Below are 16986 nucleotides of genomic sequence, written 5' to 3' on the forward strand. Positions count from 1 at the left end.
CTGGGGAGAGTGCAATGCGATCGAAGGCCATTCTGCGGGCGACCGTCCCGCTTTCCGCCCTGTCTGCCGCTATGTCTGCCGCGCTGTGTTTCGCCATGCCGGCGCAGGCGCAGGAAACTGCGGCAGCGGATAACGGTGGCATCGCGGATATCGTGGTCACCGCGCAGCGGCGTGAGGAAAGCCTGCAGCGCGCCGCCGTGGCGGTAACCGCCGTCACCGGTGAAACGCTGACCAATGCCGGTATCACCGACATCGCCGATCTGCAGAAGCTGGTCCCGGCGCTCGCCATTTCGCCGACCGGGGGCACGACCAGCTTTTTCCTGCGCGGGGTTGGCACCAATTCGCAGAACTCGTTTTCGGAAAACGCGGTCGCGTTCAATTTCAACGGTGTCTATGTCGCCCGTCCGTCGGCGCCCGCCGGGGTGTTTTACGATCTGCAGCGCGTCGAAGTGGTCAAGGGGCCGCAAGGCACCCTGTATGGCCGCAATGCCACTGGCGGTGCGATCAACGTCCTGCCGCGCAAGCCTGAACTGGGCGCAGTCAGCGGCAATGTCATGGCCGAAGTCGGCAATTACGACAGCCGCAAACTGTCTGCTGCGCTGAACGTTCCGCTGGGCGGATCGGCCGCGCTGCGGGTTGCCGGGCAAGTTGTGAACCGCGACGGTTATCTGTCCGATGGCTACGACGATGAAAAGGGCGAAGGGGTACGCGCCTCGCTGCTGGTCGAACCGGCGGATGGCTGGTCAGTGCTGGTCGTCGGCGATTATTTCAACCAGCACGGCAAGGGGGCCGGCGCCGTACTGCTGCCGAATGCCGCGTTCGCGGTGCCCGCGCTGGAAGACCGGATCGGGATTTCCGGCAATCCGGCCAAAGCCGCGATCAGCGCTCTGGCGGCGACCCGCTTCGCACCGCCGTTCTGCGGTGGAATGGGCGGGTTCGTTACCAGCGGCTGCATCGATTTGCCGGCGGACACGGGCTTTCTGGACAACGAGTTCTACGGATTGAGCGCGACGGTCGAGGGCGACCTGGGCTTCGCCACGCTGACCGTACAGCCGGCCTGGCGCAAATCGGACATCAATTTCGTCACGTATCTGCCGGGCTTCCGCGGCGAAGTGGTTGAACAAGCCGAACAGTTCTCGCTCGAAACGCGGCTGGCATCGAACGGCACCGGGCCGCTGTCGTATGTGCTGGGGGCGTTCTATTTCAAGGAAGACCAGACCGCGCTGAACTTTTTCCGGCAGGGCGATCTGTCGACCACACGGTTCACGCCCAACATCACCACCGAAAGCATCGCGGCGTTCGGCCAGCTGACCTACGGCCTGAGCGACAGCCTGCGCGCCGTACTGGGTGGGCGTTATACCCGCGAGACCAAGAACCAGCTGACCGCAACCATTTCGGGCGGTCGCCCCGGCCCGGTCAACCCACCGCTGGGCGCACCGTTCACCGGCGCGCTGGAATTTGACAAGTTCACCTGGAAGGCCGGGCTGGAATGGGACGCGGGGCCAGCGTCGCTGGTCTATGCCAACGTGGCGACCGGCTTCAAATCAGGCGGATTCTTTGTCGCCGCGCCGCCGGCCAACACGTTCGCGCCGGAAGTTCTGACGGCCTATACCGTCGGCACCAAGAACCGTTTTTTCGGCAACAAGCTGCAGGTTAACCTGGAAGCGTTCTACTGGGATTATACCGACCAGCAGATCACGTTTGTGGGCGGGGTTGCGACCGGAACCGGGGTTTTCGCGCAAGGATCGCGCACCGAAAACGCTGGAAAATCACGCATTTATGGGGCAGAACTGGAAATCCGGTTCGCGCCGTCGCGCAACGATCAGTTCGACCTGAGCGTGCAGTACCTGAACGGCAAGTACAACAGCCTGCAAACCGCCAACTTCTCGGCCACGGGCGCGCCGGTCGCAACGGGCTGCACTGTGCTGGGCAGCCGCCTGGCCAACCCCACTGTGCCGGGCAACAACGCCCGGTTCTATGACATCGACTGTTCGGGAAAACCCGCCGTGAACGCGCCCGAATGGGCCTTGTCGGCGGGCTATCAGCGCGGGTTCGACCTGACCGACAATGTCCGTCTGCTGCTGGGCGCGCGGACCACGATCGAGGCCGGGCGCTATCTCAACGCCAACTTCCGGCTGGATGAGCGGCAGGGCAGCTTCATGATGTCCGACGTCTATGCCACGATCGACGTCGGTGACGGCAAGTGGACGCTGACCGCGTTCGTCAACAATCTGGAAGACGCCGAAGTCCTGCAGCGGGCCGGCACGCGCCCGATCCTGGATTTCCCGGTCGGCAAACTGGCTCCGCCGCGCACCTATGGGCTGCGCATGGGATACCGGTTCTGATGCGGCGGGCGGTCATTGGCCTGGGCACTGCCCTGACGCTGTTGGCCGCCGCGCTGCCAGCAGCGTCACCATCGGGCGTAAAGGGCAGCCTGTTTATCACCTTGGGCACAATGGGCGGACCAGTGCCGGATGGCCTGCGCTCACAGCCCGCCAATGTCCTGATCCATGCGGGTCAGGCCTATCTGATCGATGCGGGCGACGGCGCGGTGCAGCAACTGGCCAAGGCCGGGATTGCGCTGCCGCAAGTCAGGGCGGTGTTCCTCAGCCACTTGCACGCCGATCACACCGGCGGCCTGTCTGCGGTACTGGCGCTGCGCAACCAGACCAAGGTCGCCGGACAGCTCATCGTCTATGGACCGCCGGGAACCCGGGAACTGGTTGCGGGAATCACCTTGTCGATGCAGCCCGCCGCGCGCGCGGGCTATGGCATTCCAGGGCAGCCGTGGGCGCCGCCGGACAGCACCGTCACGGTGGTGGAACTGGTGGATGGCAGCAGCGCCGAGCTGGGGTTGATGCGCGTGCGAGCTGCACAGAACAGCCATTACGATTTTGCCCCCGGCAGCGCAGAGGACCGCGCCCATAAATCGCTGTCCTATCGGTTCGACTTGCCGGGACGCAGCATCGTCTACACCGGCGATACCGGGCCGAGCGCAGCGGTTGAGCAGCTGGCGAGGGGCGCGGATCTGCTGGTCAGCGAAATGATCGATCTGGATGCGACCATGGCAACCGTGGCGCGCAATTCACCGAACATGCCCGAACCGGCGCGGCGCGATCTGCTGCAGCACCTGTCGACCCACCATCTGACGGCGATAGATGTCGGGCGGCTGGCCAGCCGGGCCGGGGTCCGTGCAGTGGTCATCACGCATTTCGCGGGCGGCACCGGGCAGGCTCGCAGCACGCGCGGTTATGTGCGGCAAGTGCGGCAAAACTTCACCGGACCCGTGGCCATCGCCAACGACCTTGACCGCTTCTGAAAGGGCGCTGCAGCACTACCATGCAAGATCTCGACATTCTGATCATCGGCGGCGGCATCGGCGGCCTGACTTCGGCCATTGCCCTGCGCGAACGCGGCTTTGCCGTTACGGTGATCGAGCGCGATCCGGACTGGACCGTCTATGGCGTCGGGATCATCCAGCAGGGCAACGTGCTGCGCGCGGCGGAAACGCTGGGCATCCTGGGCAGTTATGCAGCGGCCGGGGTCGGGTTTGACGCGGTGGAAGTCTATGCGCCAAATGGGACGATGGTGGCGCGTGTGCCATCGCCGCGCCTGCTGCCGGATTATCCTGCCAACCTTGGCGTTGGCCGCCGCCAGTTGCAGAAAGTGCTGGCGGATGCCGCCCGTGATGCCGGGACCGTGATCCGGCTGGGGCTGACGGCGAGCGCGATCGATGACGATGGGGAAGCGGTGCAGGTCACGTTCTCGGACGGCAGCACGGACCGTTTCGACATCGTGATCGGCGCGGACGGGGTCTATTCCCAGACCCGCGCCATGATCCTGCCCGATGCGGAGCAGCCGCAGTTCACCGGACAGGCGGTGTGGCGGTACAACCTGCCGCGTCCGGCCAACCTGGATGCGCTCAACGTCTATAACGGACCGACTGGTGTCGGGCTGGTGCCGATCAGCGACGATCTGATGTATATCTATGTGACCACCCCCGAACCAGGCAATCCGCGCTATCCGCGTCAAGGGCTGGCCGCCGCGATGCGCGCCAGAATGGCCGGTTGCGCCCCCGCCATCCGCGAACTGGGCGAACAGATCACCGATGACGACGGCGTGGTGTACCGCCCGCTGGAAGGCATGCTGGTCGAAGGACCGTGGCATAGCGGCCGCGTGGTGCTGCTGGGCGATGCGGTCCATGCCACCACGCCGCATCTTGGCCAGGGCGCGGGCATGGCGATCGAGGACAGCATCGTGCTGGCTGATGAACTGGCCCGCCATGACACCGTGGCCGAAGCATTCGCCGCCTATCGCACCCGCCGGTTTGACCGCTGCGCCTATATCGTCCGGTCCAGCCTGGCGATTTGCATGGGCCAGCTGGGCAAAGGCCCGCCGGTCGACAACGCCCAGGCCACCGCCGAAATGTTCGCGCTGACCGCGCAGCCCATCTGAAAAGGACGCACCCCATGATCCGCGTTAATGAAATCCGTTATGTCGGGTATGCCGTGACTGACCTTGCGGCGGAGCAGAATTACTATCAGGAAAAGTGGGGCCTGGACCTTGTCCCGTCGGACGACGGCATGGTCCGGTTCAAGGCCGCTGGCCATGATGAGTACCACGTCGTGCGCCTGCGCCAGGCCGATGAAAACCGCATTGACGTGATCGCACTGGCCGCTGCCAGCCGGGCCGATGTCGATGCGCTGTGCGGACAAGTCCGCGCGGCCGGTGCAAAAGTCGTCAGCGAACCGGCCGAGCTGGCCACGCCCGGCGGCGGCTATGGCTTCCGGTTCTTCACGCCCGATGGAATGCTGCTGGAAATTTCGTCAGACGTGGCCCGCGGCAACGCGCGCGCCATTGGCCGGTGGGAAGGCGTTCCGGTCAAGATCAGCCATATCGTGCTGCATTCGCCCGATCACACGGCGCTGGTGCGGTTCTTCACCGACGTGCTGGGCTTCAAGGTATCGGACTGGCTGGGCGATTTCATGTGCTTCCTGCGCTGCAATTCCGCGCATCACCGGATTGCCATCCTGCCGGGGCCGCCATGCCTGAACCATGTGGCGTATGATATGACCGGCGTGGACGGGATGATGGCCGGGATCAACCGGCTCAAGCAGAAGCAGGTTGATATCCGCTGGGGTCCGGGCCGCCATACGGCGGGTGACAACACGTTCAGCTATTTCGTCACGCCGTGCGGCTTTGTCACCGAATACACCGCCGAGCTGGAGGAAGTGGATTTCGACGCACATCAGGCCACCGTCTATGCCCCCGCGCCCAAAGTCATGGACCAGTGGGGCATCGGCATTGGCGGGCCGCAAACCATGCCGCACGCTGCCGCCAACCCCGGCCTGTTTGTTGCGGTGGAGGGCTGAGCCATGGCGCTGTTCGAATATTTTCCGAACTATATCTGGAATCTGTCAGTTGCGATTGCGCTGGAAAGCGGGGGGCGGATCGGCGAAATCGTCGACATGTGTCAGCCAATCCGCGATGCGGCAGCGGGCGGCGCCGATGCCGGAACGCCGCAGTTCATGGCGCAGTGGGTGCGCGTGGCCGATACGCTGATCGAACTGGCCGATGAAGACCGCGCGCGCGGCCGCAGCTTTTCCGCTTCGGACAAGCTGGAACGCGCATCGCTGTATCTGCTGGTGGCGGAACGGATGCAGGCACACGGATCGCCGGGGCGTGAACAGACGTATGCCCGCGCGCTGGATTGCTTTGCCCGCTCTACCACGCTGGGCCGGATCGACCGTGAATGGGTGGAAATCCCGCTGGCCACCGGCTCGATGGCGGCGCTTTACACCTGCGCGCCGGGGCCGGGACCGCGCCCGGTAGTCGTCTATTGCAACGGCCTCGATAGCTGCAAGGAACTGCTCTATTGGTCGCGCCTGCCGCAGGCGCTGGCCCGGCGCGGCATTTCCACGTTGTGCGTTGATCAGCCGGGCACGGGTGAAGCCCTGCGCCTGCAAGGCCTGCCGGTCGATCCACATAGCGAAAACTGGGCATCGCGCGCGGTCGACTGGCTGGAAGGTCAGCCCGATGCCGATCCGGCCCGCATCGGCATGACCGGCATTTCGCTGGGCGGCCATTTCGCCCCGCGCGCGGTGGCTTATGAACCGCGCTTCGCCAGCGGGGCCTGCTGGGGGGCCAACCACAACTGGCGCGAAGTTCAGGACAAGCGGATGCGCCGCGAGGGGGAAAACCCCGTGCCGCATTACTGGGCGCATGTGTTCTGGGCCTTCGGCGCAACCGACATGGATGATTTCCTGGCGAAGTCGGCCGACATGAACCTCAACGGGCACATGGACCGCATCCGGGTGCCGTTCCTCGTCACGCACGGCGCGCAGGACCGGCAGATCAGTGTAGAATATGCCCATCAGGCTTATGCCCAGCTGGTCAACAGCCCCAAGGCCGAACTCAAGATCTTCACGCCGCGCGAAGGCGGGGTGGAACACGTCGGTGCGGACAACATGTCTTACGGCTGCGATTATCTGGCTGACTGGTTCGCTGAAACACTGGGCGGGCAGATCGGGTGACCGAGCGCGCGTGCACTGGTTCGCCAGTGCAGGATCGGACCGACTGTTGGGAGAATACCATGACAATGCAAGAAACCCCCGTTCGCCGGATTGTGACCGGGCACGATGCGCAGGGCCGCGCGATCATTCAGGAAGAAGGGCCGGTGCCCCGCGTTCAGCGGATCGGCGGCGAAACCGGGCCGCTGTTCCACGAAGTCTGGAACACCACCGCCACGCCGGCCCCGATCGATGCTGCATCGGGTGAGCCGGAAGAGGCTGGCATCCGGCTGGCCCCGCCAACCAACGGCACCCGCATTCGCGTACTGGATATCCCGCCCGAAGGCGACCAGCTGGAGGGCATTTCCGAAGCTGAACGCCGCGCCCATTTTGCCGAAGTCGGGGCCGCCGACGCCGTCGCCGACAGCAATCGCCATGCCTATATGCATCGCACGGAGACCATCGATTACGGCATCGTGCTGGACGGTGAAATCACGCTGGTGATGGACGAAGGCGAAACCCTGTGCCGCGCCGGTGACATTATCGTGCAGCGCGGCACCAATCATGGCTGGGCGAACCGGTCAAACGCCAATTGCCGGATCGCGTTCGTCCTGATCGATGGCCGGTACACCGGCGATCTGGCGGGCTGAGCGGGCGGGGCGGCTGAGCGGGCGGCGCTGATGCGGATCATCGTGACCGGGGCCAGCGGCTTTCTGGGGCAAGCCGTGCTGCCATTGCTGGCTGGCCATGATGTCGTGGCGACCGACCTGATGCTATCCCCCGGCGTCATCGGCGTGCCGGGTGATATTGCCGATCCGCAGTTGCAGGCGGCGCTGTTTGCGGACGGCTGCGATGCGGTGCTGCATCTGGCATCCATGCCGGGGGCAGCCGTTGCCGCCAATCCGGCACGCGGCTGGCAAGTCAACCTGCACGCCGCGCACGATCTGGCCGCGCAGGCTGCGCGCGCCGGTAACCGGCCGCGCTTTGTGTTCGCCAGTTCCATTGCGGTGCTGGGTGAACTGCCGCCTGACCGGTCGGTTGACGATGCGACCCCGCTGGCGCCCGTGTCGGACTATGGCGCGCTGAAGGCGATGGCGGAATGCTGGCTGGCCCGGCAGCACCGCACGGGCGCGCTTTCGGTGATCAGCTTGCGGTTGCCGGGGCTGGTGGCGCGTCCGGGGGCGGGCGAGGGGTTCGGCTCGGCGTTCCTCAGCACGATGTTCGGCGCGATTGCGGCGGGACGGCACGTGGAACTGCCCGTGTCGGCAGCAGCCACGCCGTGGCTCATGTCGGTGCGGATTGCAGCGGACAACATGGTTCATGCCCTTGGCGTGCCAGATCTGACCCTGCCGGACATCCGCGCGCTGACCCTGCCCGCCTTGCGGCCCCGGATGGCCGAGCTGGTCGCCGCAATTGCCGCTCACGCCGGAACGCAGCCGCAAGTACACTATAACCGGCAGGCCGCCGTCGAGCAGGCCTTCGCCGCTTACCCGCCGCTGTGCAGCCAGGCGGCAATTGCTGCGGGTTTCCGCAGCGATGAAACACTGGCGGCCCTTGTCGCCCATGCAATGGAGCTATCCTGATGAAACTTGCCACACTGCGCGACGGAACGAAGGACGGCCGGCTGGTGGTCGCGTCGCCTGCCGGAACCCGCTTTGCGGATGCGCCGGTCGGCACCCTGCAACACCTGCTGGAAGACTGGGATGCGCTCGCCCCGGCAATGACGCGGGTTACCGAGTTTCCGAACGCACTCGATCCGGCGCAGTGCATGGCACCGATGCCGCGTGCGTGGCAGTGGCTGGATGGATCGGCCTTTGCAGCGCATGCACGGCTGATGGAAGTCGCCTTCGGGACTGACCCAATCGCGACCGACAAGCCGCTGATGTATCAGGGCTTGTCCGACCGGTTCTATGGTCCGTTCGACGATATCCCGTTCCGCAGCGAAGCCGATGGCATCGATTTTGAAGGGGAATTTGCCGTCATTGTCGACCATGTCCCGATGGGCACCACCGCGTCTGAGGCGATACGTCACATCCGGCTGGTGGTCCAGGTGAACGACTGGTCGCTGCGCGCGCTGGCCGTGCCAGAAATGAAAACCGGCTTTGGCTGGGTCCAGGCCAAACCGGCCTGTTCGATGGCCCAGTTTGCCGTGACGCCGGACGAACTGGGCGCCGGCTGGCACGATGGCCGCGTCTGCCTTGATCTTCTGGTCGATTGGAATGACCAGCACTTCGGCCACGCCAACGGCGCGCAAATGGCCTATGGCTTCCACGAATTGATTGCCCATGCCGCCGCAACCCGTGATCTTGTCGCCGGTACGATCATCGGTTCCGGCACGGTCGCCAACGACGACCACGCCGTGGTTGGTTCAAGCTGCATTTCCGAGCGGCGCGCAATCGAGATCATCGCATCCGGTCAGCCGCAGACCACTTTCATGCACTTTGGCGACCGCGTGAAAATGGAGGCACGCTCGGCCGATGGCACCAGCCCGTTCGGAGTATTGGATCATACGGTGCTGTCATCTGTGGATGGCCCCTGCGCTTCAAGAGGGATTTTGGATTGGTGATCTGATCTGACAGGGTGCGGTCATCTGTCCGGCCGGAGCGAGCAGCAGTCGAACCTAAAGTCTATTTGGAAAACAGCATAACCGTAATCAGCACTGCGCCGGACATTAGTTGGTAGCGACAGTGGGAAGCGGAGGAGGGGAGCTGTCAGTCTAATGCGAAACGCTCTACGTTGGTAAGGGGAGGGTGATGCAACAGATATCCTTCAGGCGGCACCGGTTCTCCCCGGATGTGTCCGATATGCGGTTTGGCTCTATTATCGTTTCACGATGAGCCTGCGCGATGTCGAGGACTTGCTGGCGGAGCGCGGGATCGATGTGAGCTACGAGACCGTAAGGTGCTGGGCGAACAAGTTCGGCCCGGCTATCGCGGCCAACATCCGCAAGGCGCGCGGGCGCGGATCATCGCGGTCAATCCGGATGGCGATGCGCCGATCTTCGGCTTTGCCGAAGCTGGCGCCGTTGCGGATGCCCGCCAGTTGCTGCCTTTACTGGCTGCTGTACTCGAACGGATGGAGAAAGAGCCCGCATAATGTTTTCGCGGTGCCAGTCTGATGCGAAACGTTCTCTGTCGGTCAAACGACCCCTTACCACTGCAGCCCGTCAGGCCATGAGGTTTTGCCACTCGGCCAGGGCGGCCGAGCGGCGAAGCTTGGAAGTCTGACGAACGACGAGATGGCGCTCCTGGTTAAAGTGGTTGTACACTGAGCCGTGGGCGGAGGCGAATTTCTGTAGTGATTTCATCTACCGGAATCGCTGCATGGCTCGCTCTCGCCGTCGGAAAGGGCAGGTCTGAATTCTCCGCCCGATTGTTGGCGTGCCGGCCGACCTCGCGGTGGGCCTCATTGCCAAGCTCGCGCATCGCGGCAGGATAGGATTTCAGGCCGTCGGTGACAATGGATTCGGCTCTGGCATGGCGCTTCAAGGCCTTGCGAAGAAACCGCAAAGTCGCGGGTTTGGCGGGTTTGGCGGGTTTGCGGGGGCGGGGCATGGTCGCACTTGACCCATCGCGCCGCTCCATCGCAAGCGGTGCAATCCCTCTGACACTGGCTTTCAACTGGATTGTGAGTTCGGTTTGCGCGCACAGGATGTGTCCAGACTACGGACAATTCGTCGAAAGGGCGCTGGATCGGCTGGTTGGTCCGTTGACGCCTATGAGCGCCGAAATTATGCATCATCTAGTTTCTAGATTTTTCATTCAATGAAACGACACGGCGAGGCAATTGAATTTCGATCACCACGATTGGATTCAGGCCCGGACAAAATAATAAGAATTCCGTTCAAAATCAGAACTGAATTCAAAAACACTGGGATCGAAATTGGGGAGGATGGTATGAAGCTTGATCTGAAGAGTCTTGCACGAATTGGGGCGAGCAGTGGCGCCATGATGCTGGCGCTGGTTAATTCCGCCGCGATGGCGCAGCAAAGCGAACAACAGGATGATGCGGCCGGTAATACGGGGATCGCGGAAATCATCGTTACCGCACAGCGGTCCGAAACGAAGCTTCAGGATACACCGCTGTCGATCGTGGCCGTGGGCGGCCCCGAACTGGAAAGTCAGGGCACCGATAGCCTGAGCGGTTTCGATACGTTCATTCCCAACGTCACCATCGGCGGCACTGCGGCCCAGGGCAACGCGATCATCAACGTCGCGATCCGCGGCATCGGCGGCGCGCCGCAAGGCTTCATCACGCAGGAAGGGTCCGTCGGCATCTATGTCGATGACATCCTGTTTGCCCGTCCCAACGGTGCGCTGCTTGAACTGCTCGACGTTGAACGAGTCGAAGTGCTGCGCGGACCGCAAGGCACGCTGTTCGGTCGCAACACGGCAGGCGGTGCAATTCGCTATGTGACCAAGCAGCCCGCCGACAAGTTGGAAGGCGCGATCAAGGTCGTTGCCGGCCAGCGTGACCGGTTTGACGTATCGGGCATGCTGAACCTGCCGCTGGCCGATACGCTGGCCGCGCGCTTCTCGTTCGCGAAGAAAAGCCGCGATGGCTACGTCCGCCGGATCATCGACAACACCTATGTTGGCGGCGGGGATTCCACCACGCTGCGCGGCCAGCTCAGCTGGAAGCCGTCCAGCCGCCTGGAAGTTGGCTTGTCAGCTGACCTGATCCGCACCAGCGACAACGGGCAACCGTCGCTGTCAGTCAATTTCTCGCCGACCGATCTCTATCCCGCCGCGCTGTATGGGGTGAGCATTCCGGGCGATCCCCCGCCAAGCCCGGCTGCCTACAATTCGCTGCGCGCCACTGCGCCAGCGTCGGTTTCGCCTTCGGGTTATACCAATGCGGCTGCGGACTTTGCGCATTACTATAGCCAGGTTCGCGGTCCGTATGAAATCTACGGCGGACTGACGCCCGATCTGAACAAGTTCAAGAGCTATGGCCTGACCGGGACCATCGCCTATGAACTGACCGACACCCTGACGATTAAGTCGCTGACGGGTTATCGCGATATCGATCAGCTCCAGAATCAGGATTGGGACCGCACGCCGATCCCGTTGGTTCAGCTGAACGACACGACCAATATCGAATACTTCACGCAGGAACTGCAACTGAACGGTTCGTTCTTCGACAACAAGTTCAAGTGGGTTGCGGGCGCGTTCTATTACTGGGACGATTCTACCAACACCCGCCGCCGGTTTGATCCCTCGGCTGGTGCGAACAGCGCCTCGCAGGGCGATGTGGGCAAGGGCAGCTTTGAATCCAAGCACATCAAGACCGAAAGCATCGCGTTCTTCACGCAAGGTACGCTGAGCGTCACCGATGCCCTGAGCGTGACCGGCGGATTGCGCTGGGGTGAGGATACCAAGACCTTAACCTCGTTCCGGGAAGGTCGCGGGCAGGTCTGCCTGGCAGGCGGCGTGCAGGTGGCTGCGGTCGGCACCCCGGCCAGCTGCCCGGCAGGTTCGGTTTCGACCCCGGCTGCGCAAACGGTGACCGGCAAGTGGTCCAGCATTTCGCCGCGCTTCAGCGTGGACTACCGCTGGTCGCCGGAAATCATGACCTATCTGTCGGCAGCAAAGGGTTACAAGGGCGGCGGTTTCAATGACGGGATCCAGACCCGCTGCTATCGTTCGCCGTTGCCCGTATGCGGGCTGAACGAATACAAGCCGGAAAACCTGTGGACCTATGAATTCGGCATCCGTACCGACTTGTTCGACCGGCGCGTTCGCCTGAACCTTACGGCGTTTCTGACCAAGTACAAGGACCAGCAGATCCAGCTGGCTGACCCCGGCCCGCCGCCCCTGGTTTACACCGTCAACGGCGATTCCACCGTCAAGGGGTTCGAGGCCGAGTTTCTGGCCAGCCCGGTTGAAAACCTGATGCTGAAAGCCAGCGTTGGTTACGTCGATGCCAGTTATGACAAGGATATTCGCGGAGCCAGCGGCGCCGTGGCGGTCACCCCGGCAGTACCGTTCTATCGCAGCCCGAAGTGGTCCTACACGCTGGGTGCCAGTTACAAGGTGCCGGTTGGCGAAGCGGGCGATCTGGCGTTCGACCTGAACTGGGGTTGGAAGGACAAACAGCTCAGCTATCCAAGCCCGACCAACTTCATTACGTTGCCCGCTTACGGCTTGCTCAACGGCCGGATTTCGTTCGCGGCAGAAGCGGGCTGGTCGCTGGCGGTGTTCGGCAACAACCTGACCAACAAGTATTATCTGACCGGTGGGTTCGATCCAAGCGGGCCGTCCTCCAAGCCCACGCCGGGCCTGACCGGCGTCGCACATGACCGCGTGTTCGGCTTCACCATGCTGGACGTGGGCCGCCCGCGCGAAGTGGGTGTGGAACTGAGCTACAAGTTCTGATCGAACTGGCTTGAATGCACCAAAAGGGGCGGGGCTTTTTGTGAAGCCCCGCCCCTTTTCGTTGCTGACAGAAAGGAACGCCATGCTGGATCGCCGTTTATTCATGGGTGCCGCCCTGACGAGCGGGCTGCTTGCCTCTGCGTCGGCGCGGGCCGCGACCGCTGCTCCGCCGCCAGACGATGCCATCGCGGTGCTGGTAGCGCATATGCTGAACGCCCGATTTGAAAACCTGCCCGCGTTTGCTCTGGATACGACCCGAGCGCAATTGCGCGACACGGTTGGCGTTGCGCTGGCGGGCCGGGGCGAGAGCGGGGTGCGTGAACTGCGCGAGCTCGCGGCCACAATTGGCGGCAAAGGCGAGAGCACCGTCTGGGCCAGCAAGTTGCGCCTGCCCAGCCACGATGCCGCACGAATAAACGCGGTGATGGTTCACGCGCTGGAATACGATGACACGTTCGGGCCTGGCTTTCTTCATCCATCGGCGATCACGCTCCCCGCCGCGCTGGCGGTGGCGGACATGGTGGGCAAAGTCAGCGGGCGGGAATTACTGGCTGCGGTCACGTTGGCGAACGACATCGCCTGCCGCCTTTCCATCGCGGGGCAGCCGGGGGTCGATGGCTTTGCCATCGGCTGGCACAACACGACGCTGATTGGCTACCTCTCATCCGCACTGGTTGCAGGGCGGCTGATGCGACTGAACCGGGACCAGTTAGTCCATGCAGCCGGAATCGCGGCACATCAGGCCGCAGGCAATGCGCAGTCGCATATCGATGGTGCGCTGACCAAGCGGATGGGGCCCGGCTTTGCCTCTGCCGCCGGGGTTCTGGCGGCGCGGCTGGCGGCGCGCGAGGTGACCGGTCCGCGCGGCGTGCTGGAGGGCAGAAAAGGCTGGTTCACCCAGTATCACAAAGGTATTTATTCGCGCGATCTGCTGTTGGACGGGCTGGGGAGCGAGTATCCTGGCGCGGCGATGTCGTTCAAACCGTGGCCGTCCTGTCGGGGATCGCATACCTCTGCCGATGCCGCGCTCCAGATCGCGGCGGTAATGGGGCCGCGCGCGGGCGCGATCACGCGGATCGTGATCCGCAATGGGCCAGCTGAATGGGGCTTTCTGACCACACCGATAGAGCGCAAGCGCCACCCTGCCACCACGGTCGAGGCGCAGTTCAGCGTGCCCTGGGTGGTCGCCGCTGCACTCACTGACGGTAAGGTCGGGATCGCCCACTTTACCCTGGAAGCACTGCTCCGCGACGATCTGCGGGCCATGGCCGCGCGGATCGAGACGGTGCAGGACGACGGCCTGGCTCACCCATCTGGCGGGCCAGGGGCAGCGGTGGTCGAAGTGACGTTGCAAGACGGGCAGACCCTGCGCCGCCATGTTGCGGCCGCAAAGGGCGATCCGGACGTGCCGATGAGCGCGGCGGAAGTGACCGCGAAGTTCGATGACTGTCTGGACTATGCCGGGATCGGACCCGCCCGGCAGGCCCGCTTGCGTGCCCTGCTGAACGGGGTGGATCGCCTGCCGGACGTATCCCGCCTCACCGCGGCGATGGCTTGATCGCTCCCTACACGCCTGCCCAGGGTAGCGGCTTCTTCCATGGGACCATGGTGCGATCCCAGGTGGAGATGCTGAACCGGCGGAACTTCCATTCCCCGCCGTCCGGCACGCATTCGCAGGTAAAATAGCCTAAGCTGCGCACCCCGCGCGACGCTTTCGCGGAATTGGCGTTGAAATGGGTAGCATAGGCGTGGACCACGCAGCTTTGTCCGGTGGGGATGAAGCGAAACTGCCCGGCCTCGTGCATCCAGATGTCATCGCCTTCACGCTCGCGCAGCGCGATCAGCGTGCGGAACCAGCCAAGGATCGCAGCCTTGTCGCGGTAGGCGTTGCCTTTGCCTACGACCAGCGCGTCGACCGTGAACAGCGCGAGGAATTCATCCTCGTCCGAACAGTCGTAGGCCCAGAGGTAGCGGGTGAACAGATCCTCGATCCCGGCGCGGTCTTCCAGCGTCAGGCGGCCTTTGCTGCGCCGGGGTTTTGCAGCCGCCGGGGCCAGCGCCGCAGTCGCCGCCGCCCCCAGCCCGGCCAGCGCTAGCCCGCGCCGGCTGACTTTGCCTGCACCGCTCATGACCGGTCCGCCAGTGCGGGGCGGGCGATGCGCTGAAACCCCAGCATCAGGACGAACGATGCCAGCGGCGGCAGCCAGTCACGCGGCGGCAAGCGGCGGTCCGCCGAACCCGTGAACCACGATGCAGCCATGATGATGACCATGAGACCTGCGAAGAACAGCCAGATCGGCAGTACGCTGCCGCTGGACTCTGCGGTCGGCGCCGGTGCGGGCGCGCTGTCAGGCGCTTCCCACAGCCAGCGTGGCTGATTACGCATATTGAGCATCGATCGATAATAGGCCCCGTAGCCCAGCAGTACCATGCCGTTGATGACCAGTTCCTGCACCCCGGTGTAATAGTGCCGCGCCCCATGCGTCCCTTCGACCACGATGTTGAGATAGGCGATCATCACCGTGATCGGGAACTCCATCACTGCCACCAGCGGGGTGAACCGGTTGACCAGCGCCAGCAGGCCCAATGCAAATTCGATGTATTTCACCAGCGGGTAAAGTCCGACTTTGTCCAGTTCCGCCATGAAATGCCCGACCGGGGATGCTGGGTTGTAGAAAGCGGATGGTACCCAGCCGAAAAAGATATAGGCCCCGCCCGAATAGAGCAGGTGACTGGCAAAGAGGATCCGGAAGAAGGTGACGACCTGCCATTGGAACGTTCTCGATTGCACGGCTTCTCCCCTTTTTTTGATCCTCGTTAGCCCGCGAAGCTGGACAAAGAACTCGTCCGCGCAAAGCACAATGGGTGCGCCGTCCGATTTTTGGACAGCGGCTGATCGGCGGCCTGTGTCCGAGAAACGGGCAGCGCCGGGAAAGGCCATTTATCGCCGCGTGGGATTGGTGCTAGGCCTCGCCCCAACAAGGACCGGATGGTCGGCGATGCAGTTTGCAAGCGCACCAATGCCGGAGGAGGGGATATGATCACGGCGAGCCGTCGCAGCCTGAAGCTGTTGTCGATCGGGATCGGGCTGCTGTTCACTGGTGCTGTCTATTACACCATGCACAACAACCCGCGCTGGGATTGGACTGCGCCGGGCGTGGGCAAGTTGCCTCGCGATATCGTGGCTGAGTTCATGGATCAGGCCTATACCAAGGGGCAGGGCGGCACCGCGCAGCAGAGCTATTTCGCCAAGGGCGCGTTCGACAACGCGCCCGCAGCAAAGGACCGCCGCGATGGCGCGCCTGTGCCGCACCAGATCCGCCAGGTGATCGCGCAGGGCATGACCGTGGCCGTGATTCACCGCATTGCTCCGGCGCGCGGCGAGCCGGGGGTGGACGTGATCGACGTGTTCACGATCAAGGAAGGACGGATTGCGCGGCGTGACCGCTATCCGACCCACTTCACACAGTAATGGCAGGAGAAGGCCCCGTGGGACTCGACAGCAACACCGGCCCTGCCAGCGCGGGTGCAGCCGCCGACCGGGTGGAAATCGCGCTGACCGCCGGAACGCTCTGGCGCGGGGTGATCACGCTGCTGCGCCTGTTCCTGGGCGCGTGGATGCTCAACAGCGGTTACAGCTATTGGGCGCAGGAATTTGGCTGGCCGCCCGCCTTTCCGCAGCCGTTCGGCACGCTGCCCGCATCGAACCAGATGCTGGTGACGATGGTGGAAGTCGGCCTGTTCGATTTCGTGAAGACGGTCGAAGTGATCGGCGGGCTGTGCCTGATCTTCGGTGTGTTCGTGCCGGCGGCCACGTTGCTGCTGCTGCCGGTGTCGGCGGTGGTGTTCTATAACGCGGTGTTCCTGAACCTGCGCACCGATCGGCTGTTCAGCCCGAACTACATGGGCGTGTCGTGCCTTTACATCAACGTGATCGTCGCGCTGGCCTATATCCGGCACTACCTGCCGCTGCTGGCGCTGCATTCGGCGCCGGGCAGCCTGCGCGATCTGGCGGAGCTGCCGACGGTCCTCAGTAAACCAGACAACAATCCGCACCACTGACGGGGTCGCACAGCGCACCGCGTCAGGGTCTATGGGGA

General features: G+C 63.6%; 16 protein-coding genes and 1 pseudogene. 14 read left to right on the forward strand and 3 right to left on the reverse strand.

The features are described from left to right. Window positions 1–14 precede the first annotated feature (14 nt). From Q8Q53_RS15665 to Q8Q53_RS15710, 10 genes and pseudogenes are all read left to right on the forward strand, one after another. Window positions 15–2345, forward strand: coding sequence for a TonB-dependent receptor (locus Q8Q53_RS15665; RefSeq protein ID WP_305702720.1), 2331 nt, complete (start codon window positions 15–17; stop codon window positions 2343–2345). Further along, on the forward strand, window positions 2345–3319 hold the full coding sequence (locus Q8Q53_RS15670; RefSeq protein ID WP_305702721.1) for an MBL fold metallo-hydrolase: 975 nt from the start codon (window positions 2345–2347) through the stop codon (window positions 3317–3319). Before Q8Q53_RS15665 ends, Q8Q53_RS15670 begins: the two co-directional genes overlap by 1 nt. A 20-nt stretch (window positions 3320–3339) precedes the next feature. Beyond that, a complete protein-coding gene (locus Q8Q53_RS15675; protein WP_305702722.1) occupies window positions 3340–4455 on the forward strand; it encodes an FAD-dependent oxidoreductase in 1116 nt (371 codons plus the stop codon). Window positions 4456–4469: 14 nt separating this feature from the next. Continuing rightward, window positions 4470–5372, forward strand: a complete 903-nt coding sequence (locus Q8Q53_RS15680; protein ID WP_305702723.1) for a VOC family protein — start codon at window positions 4470–4472, stop codon at window positions 5370–5372. 3 nt (window positions 5373–5375) lie between these two features. Then, window positions 5376–6533, forward strand: a complete 1158-nt coding sequence (locus Q8Q53_RS15685; protein ID WP_305702724.1) for a S9 family peptidase — start codon at window positions 5376–5378, stop codon at window positions 6531–6533. Between the two features lie 59 nt (window positions 6534–6592). Beyond that, complete coding sequence (locus Q8Q53_RS15690) at window positions 6593–7159, forward strand: cupin domain-containing protein (RefSeq protein WP_371136574.1); 567 nt, start codon at window positions 6593–6595, stop codon at window positions 7157–7159. A 30-nt stretch (window positions 7160–7189) separates the two neighbouring features. After that, window positions 7190–8092 carry an NAD-dependent epimerase/dehydratase family protein gene (locus Q8Q53_RS15695; protein WP_305702725.1) on the forward strand — a complete coding sequence of 301 codons (903 nt, stop codon included), beginning with the start codon at window positions 7190–7192 and terminating at the stop codon, window positions 8090–8092. Then, window positions 8092–9075 carry a fumarylacetoacetate hydrolase family protein gene (locus Q8Q53_RS15700; protein ID WP_305702726.1) on the forward strand — a complete coding sequence of 328 codons (984 nt, stop codon included), beginning with the start codon at window positions 8092–8094 and terminating at the stop codon, window positions 9073–9075. Before Q8Q53_RS15695 ends, Q8Q53_RS15700 begins: the two co-directional genes overlap by 1 nt. Before the next feature lie 198 nt (window positions 9076–9273). Continuing rightward, a pseudogene (locus tag Q8Q53_RS15705) lies at window positions 9274–9471 on the forward strand (hypothetical protein); the annotation flags it as partial. Further along, a complete protein-coding gene (locus Q8Q53_RS15710) occupies window positions 9411–9605 on the forward strand; it encodes a hypothetical protein (RefSeq protein WP_305702795.1) in 195 nt (64 codons plus the stop codon). The pseudogene Q8Q53_RS15705 and the gene Q8Q53_RS15710, both read left to right, overlap by 61 nt. A 155-nt stretch (window positions 9606–9760) precedes the next feature. Here Q8Q53_RS15710 and Q8Q53_RS15715 read toward each other — a convergent pair whose 3' ends face one another. After that, complete coding sequence (locus tag Q8Q53_RS15715) at window positions 9761–10063, reverse strand: DDE-type integrase/transposase/recombinase (protein WP_305702727.1); 303 nt, start codon at window positions 10061–10063, stop codon at window positions 9761–9763. Between the two features lie 396 nt (window positions 10064–10459). Between Q8Q53_RS15715 and Q8Q53_RS15720 the strand changes: the two genes are divergently transcribed. Next, a complete protein-coding gene (locus Q8Q53_RS15720) occupies window positions 10460–12886 on the forward strand; it encodes a TonB-dependent receptor (RefSeq protein ID WP_305702728.1) in 2427 nt (808 codons plus the stop codon). Between the two features lie 82 nt (window positions 12887–12968). Further along, window positions 12969–14444 (forward strand): MmgE/PrpD family protein, encoded by a 1476-nt coding sequence (locus Q8Q53_RS15725; protein ID WP_305702729.1) that lies wholly within the window; start codon window positions 12969–12971, stop codon window positions 14442–14444. Between the two features lie 7 nt (window positions 14445–14451). Here Q8Q53_RS15725 and Q8Q53_RS15730 read toward each other — a convergent pair whose 3' ends face one another. Then, on the reverse strand, window positions 14452–15015 hold the full coding sequence (locus Q8Q53_RS15730) for a nuclear transport factor 2 family protein (RefSeq protein WP_305702730.1): 564 nt from the start codon (window positions 15013–15015) through the stop codon (window positions 14452–14454). Next, window positions 15012–15677: a hypothetical protein gene (locus tag Q8Q53_RS15735; protein ID WP_305702731.1), complete on the reverse strand. Its 666-nt coding sequence runs from the start codon at window positions 15675–15677 to the stop codon at window positions 15012–15014. Before Q8Q53_RS15735 ends, Q8Q53_RS15730 begins: the two co-directional genes overlap by 4 nt. 246 nt (window positions 15678–15923) lie before the next feature. Here Q8Q53_RS15735 and Q8Q53_RS15740 point away from each other — a divergent pair, with 246 nt between their 5' ends. Beyond that, window positions 15924–16358: a hypothetical protein gene (locus Q8Q53_RS15740; RefSeq protein WP_305702732.1), complete on the forward strand. Its 435-nt coding sequence runs from the start codon at window positions 15924–15926 to the stop codon at window positions 16356–16358. A gap of 17 nt (window positions 16359–16375) precedes the next feature. Next, entirely contained in the window at window positions 16376–16948 is a 573-nt protein-coding gene (locus Q8Q53_RS15745; protein ID WP_305702733.1) for a DoxX family membrane protein, read from the forward strand. Window positions 16949–16986: the final 38 nt, after the last annotated feature.

It is taken from the genome of Novosphingobium sp., from assembly GCF_030699305.1.
In the GTDB taxonomy this organism is placed as follows: Bacteria; Pseudomonadota; Alphaproteobacteria; order Sphingomonadales; family Sphingomonadaceae; genus Novosphingobium.

What these genes read in the sequence shown, in the direction of transcription:
- Q8Q53_RS15665 (WP_305702720.1), top strand. Translation starts at nt 15, where the DNA reads ATGCGATCGAAGGCCATTCTGCGGGCGACCGTCCCGCTTTCCGCCCTG.
- Q8Q53_RS15670 (WP_305702721.1), top strand. Translation starts at nt 2,345, where the DNA reads ATGCGGCGGGCGGTCATTGGCCTGGGCACTGCCCTGACGCTGTTGGCC.
- Q8Q53_RS15675 (WP_305702722.1), top strand. Translation starts at nt 3,340, where the DNA reads ATGCAAGATCTCGACATTCTGATCATCGGCGGCGGCATCGGCGGCCTG.
- Q8Q53_RS15680 (WP_305702723.1), top strand. Translation starts at nt 4,470, where the DNA reads ATGATCCGCGTTAATGAAATCCGTTATGTCGGGTATGCCGTGACTGAC.
- Q8Q53_RS15685 (WP_305702724.1), top strand. Translation starts at nt 5,376, where the DNA reads ATGGCGCTGTTCGAATATTTTCCGAACTATATCTGGAATCTGTCAGTT.
- Q8Q53_RS15690 (WP_371136574.1), top strand. Translation starts at nt 6,593, where the DNA reads ATGACAATGCAAGAAACCCCCGTTCGCCGGATTGTGACCGGGCACGAT.
- Q8Q53_RS15695 (WP_305702725.1), top strand. Translation starts at nt 7,190, where the DNA reads ATGCGGATCATCGTGACCGGGGCCAGCGGCTTTCTGGGGCAAGCCGTG.
- Q8Q53_RS15700 (WP_305702726.1), top strand. Translation starts at nt 8,092, where the DNA reads ATGAAACTTGCCACACTGCGCGACGGAACGAAGGACGGCCGGCTGGTG.
- Q8Q53_RS15715 (WP_305702727.1), bottom strand. Translation starts at nt 10,063, where the DNA reads ATGCCCCGCCCCCGCAAACCCGCCAAACCCGCCAAACCCGCGACTTTG.
- Q8Q53_RS15720 (WP_305702728.1), top strand. Translation starts at nt 10,460, where the DNA reads ATGCTGGCGCTGGTTAATTCCGCCGCGATGGCGCAGCAAAGCGAACAA.
- Q8Q53_RS15725 (WP_305702729.1), top strand. Translation starts at nt 12,969, where the DNA reads ATGCTGGATCGCCGTTTATTCATGGGTGCCGCCCTGACGAGCGGGCTG.
- Q8Q53_RS15730 (WP_305702730.1), bottom strand. Translation starts at nt 15,015, where the DNA reads ATGAGCGGTGCAGGCAAAGTCAGCCGGCGCGGGCTAGCGCTGGCCGGG.
- Q8Q53_RS15740 (WP_305702732.1), top strand. Translation starts at nt 15,924, where the DNA reads ATGATCACGGCGAGCCGTCGCAGCCTGAAGCTGTTGTCGATCGGGATC.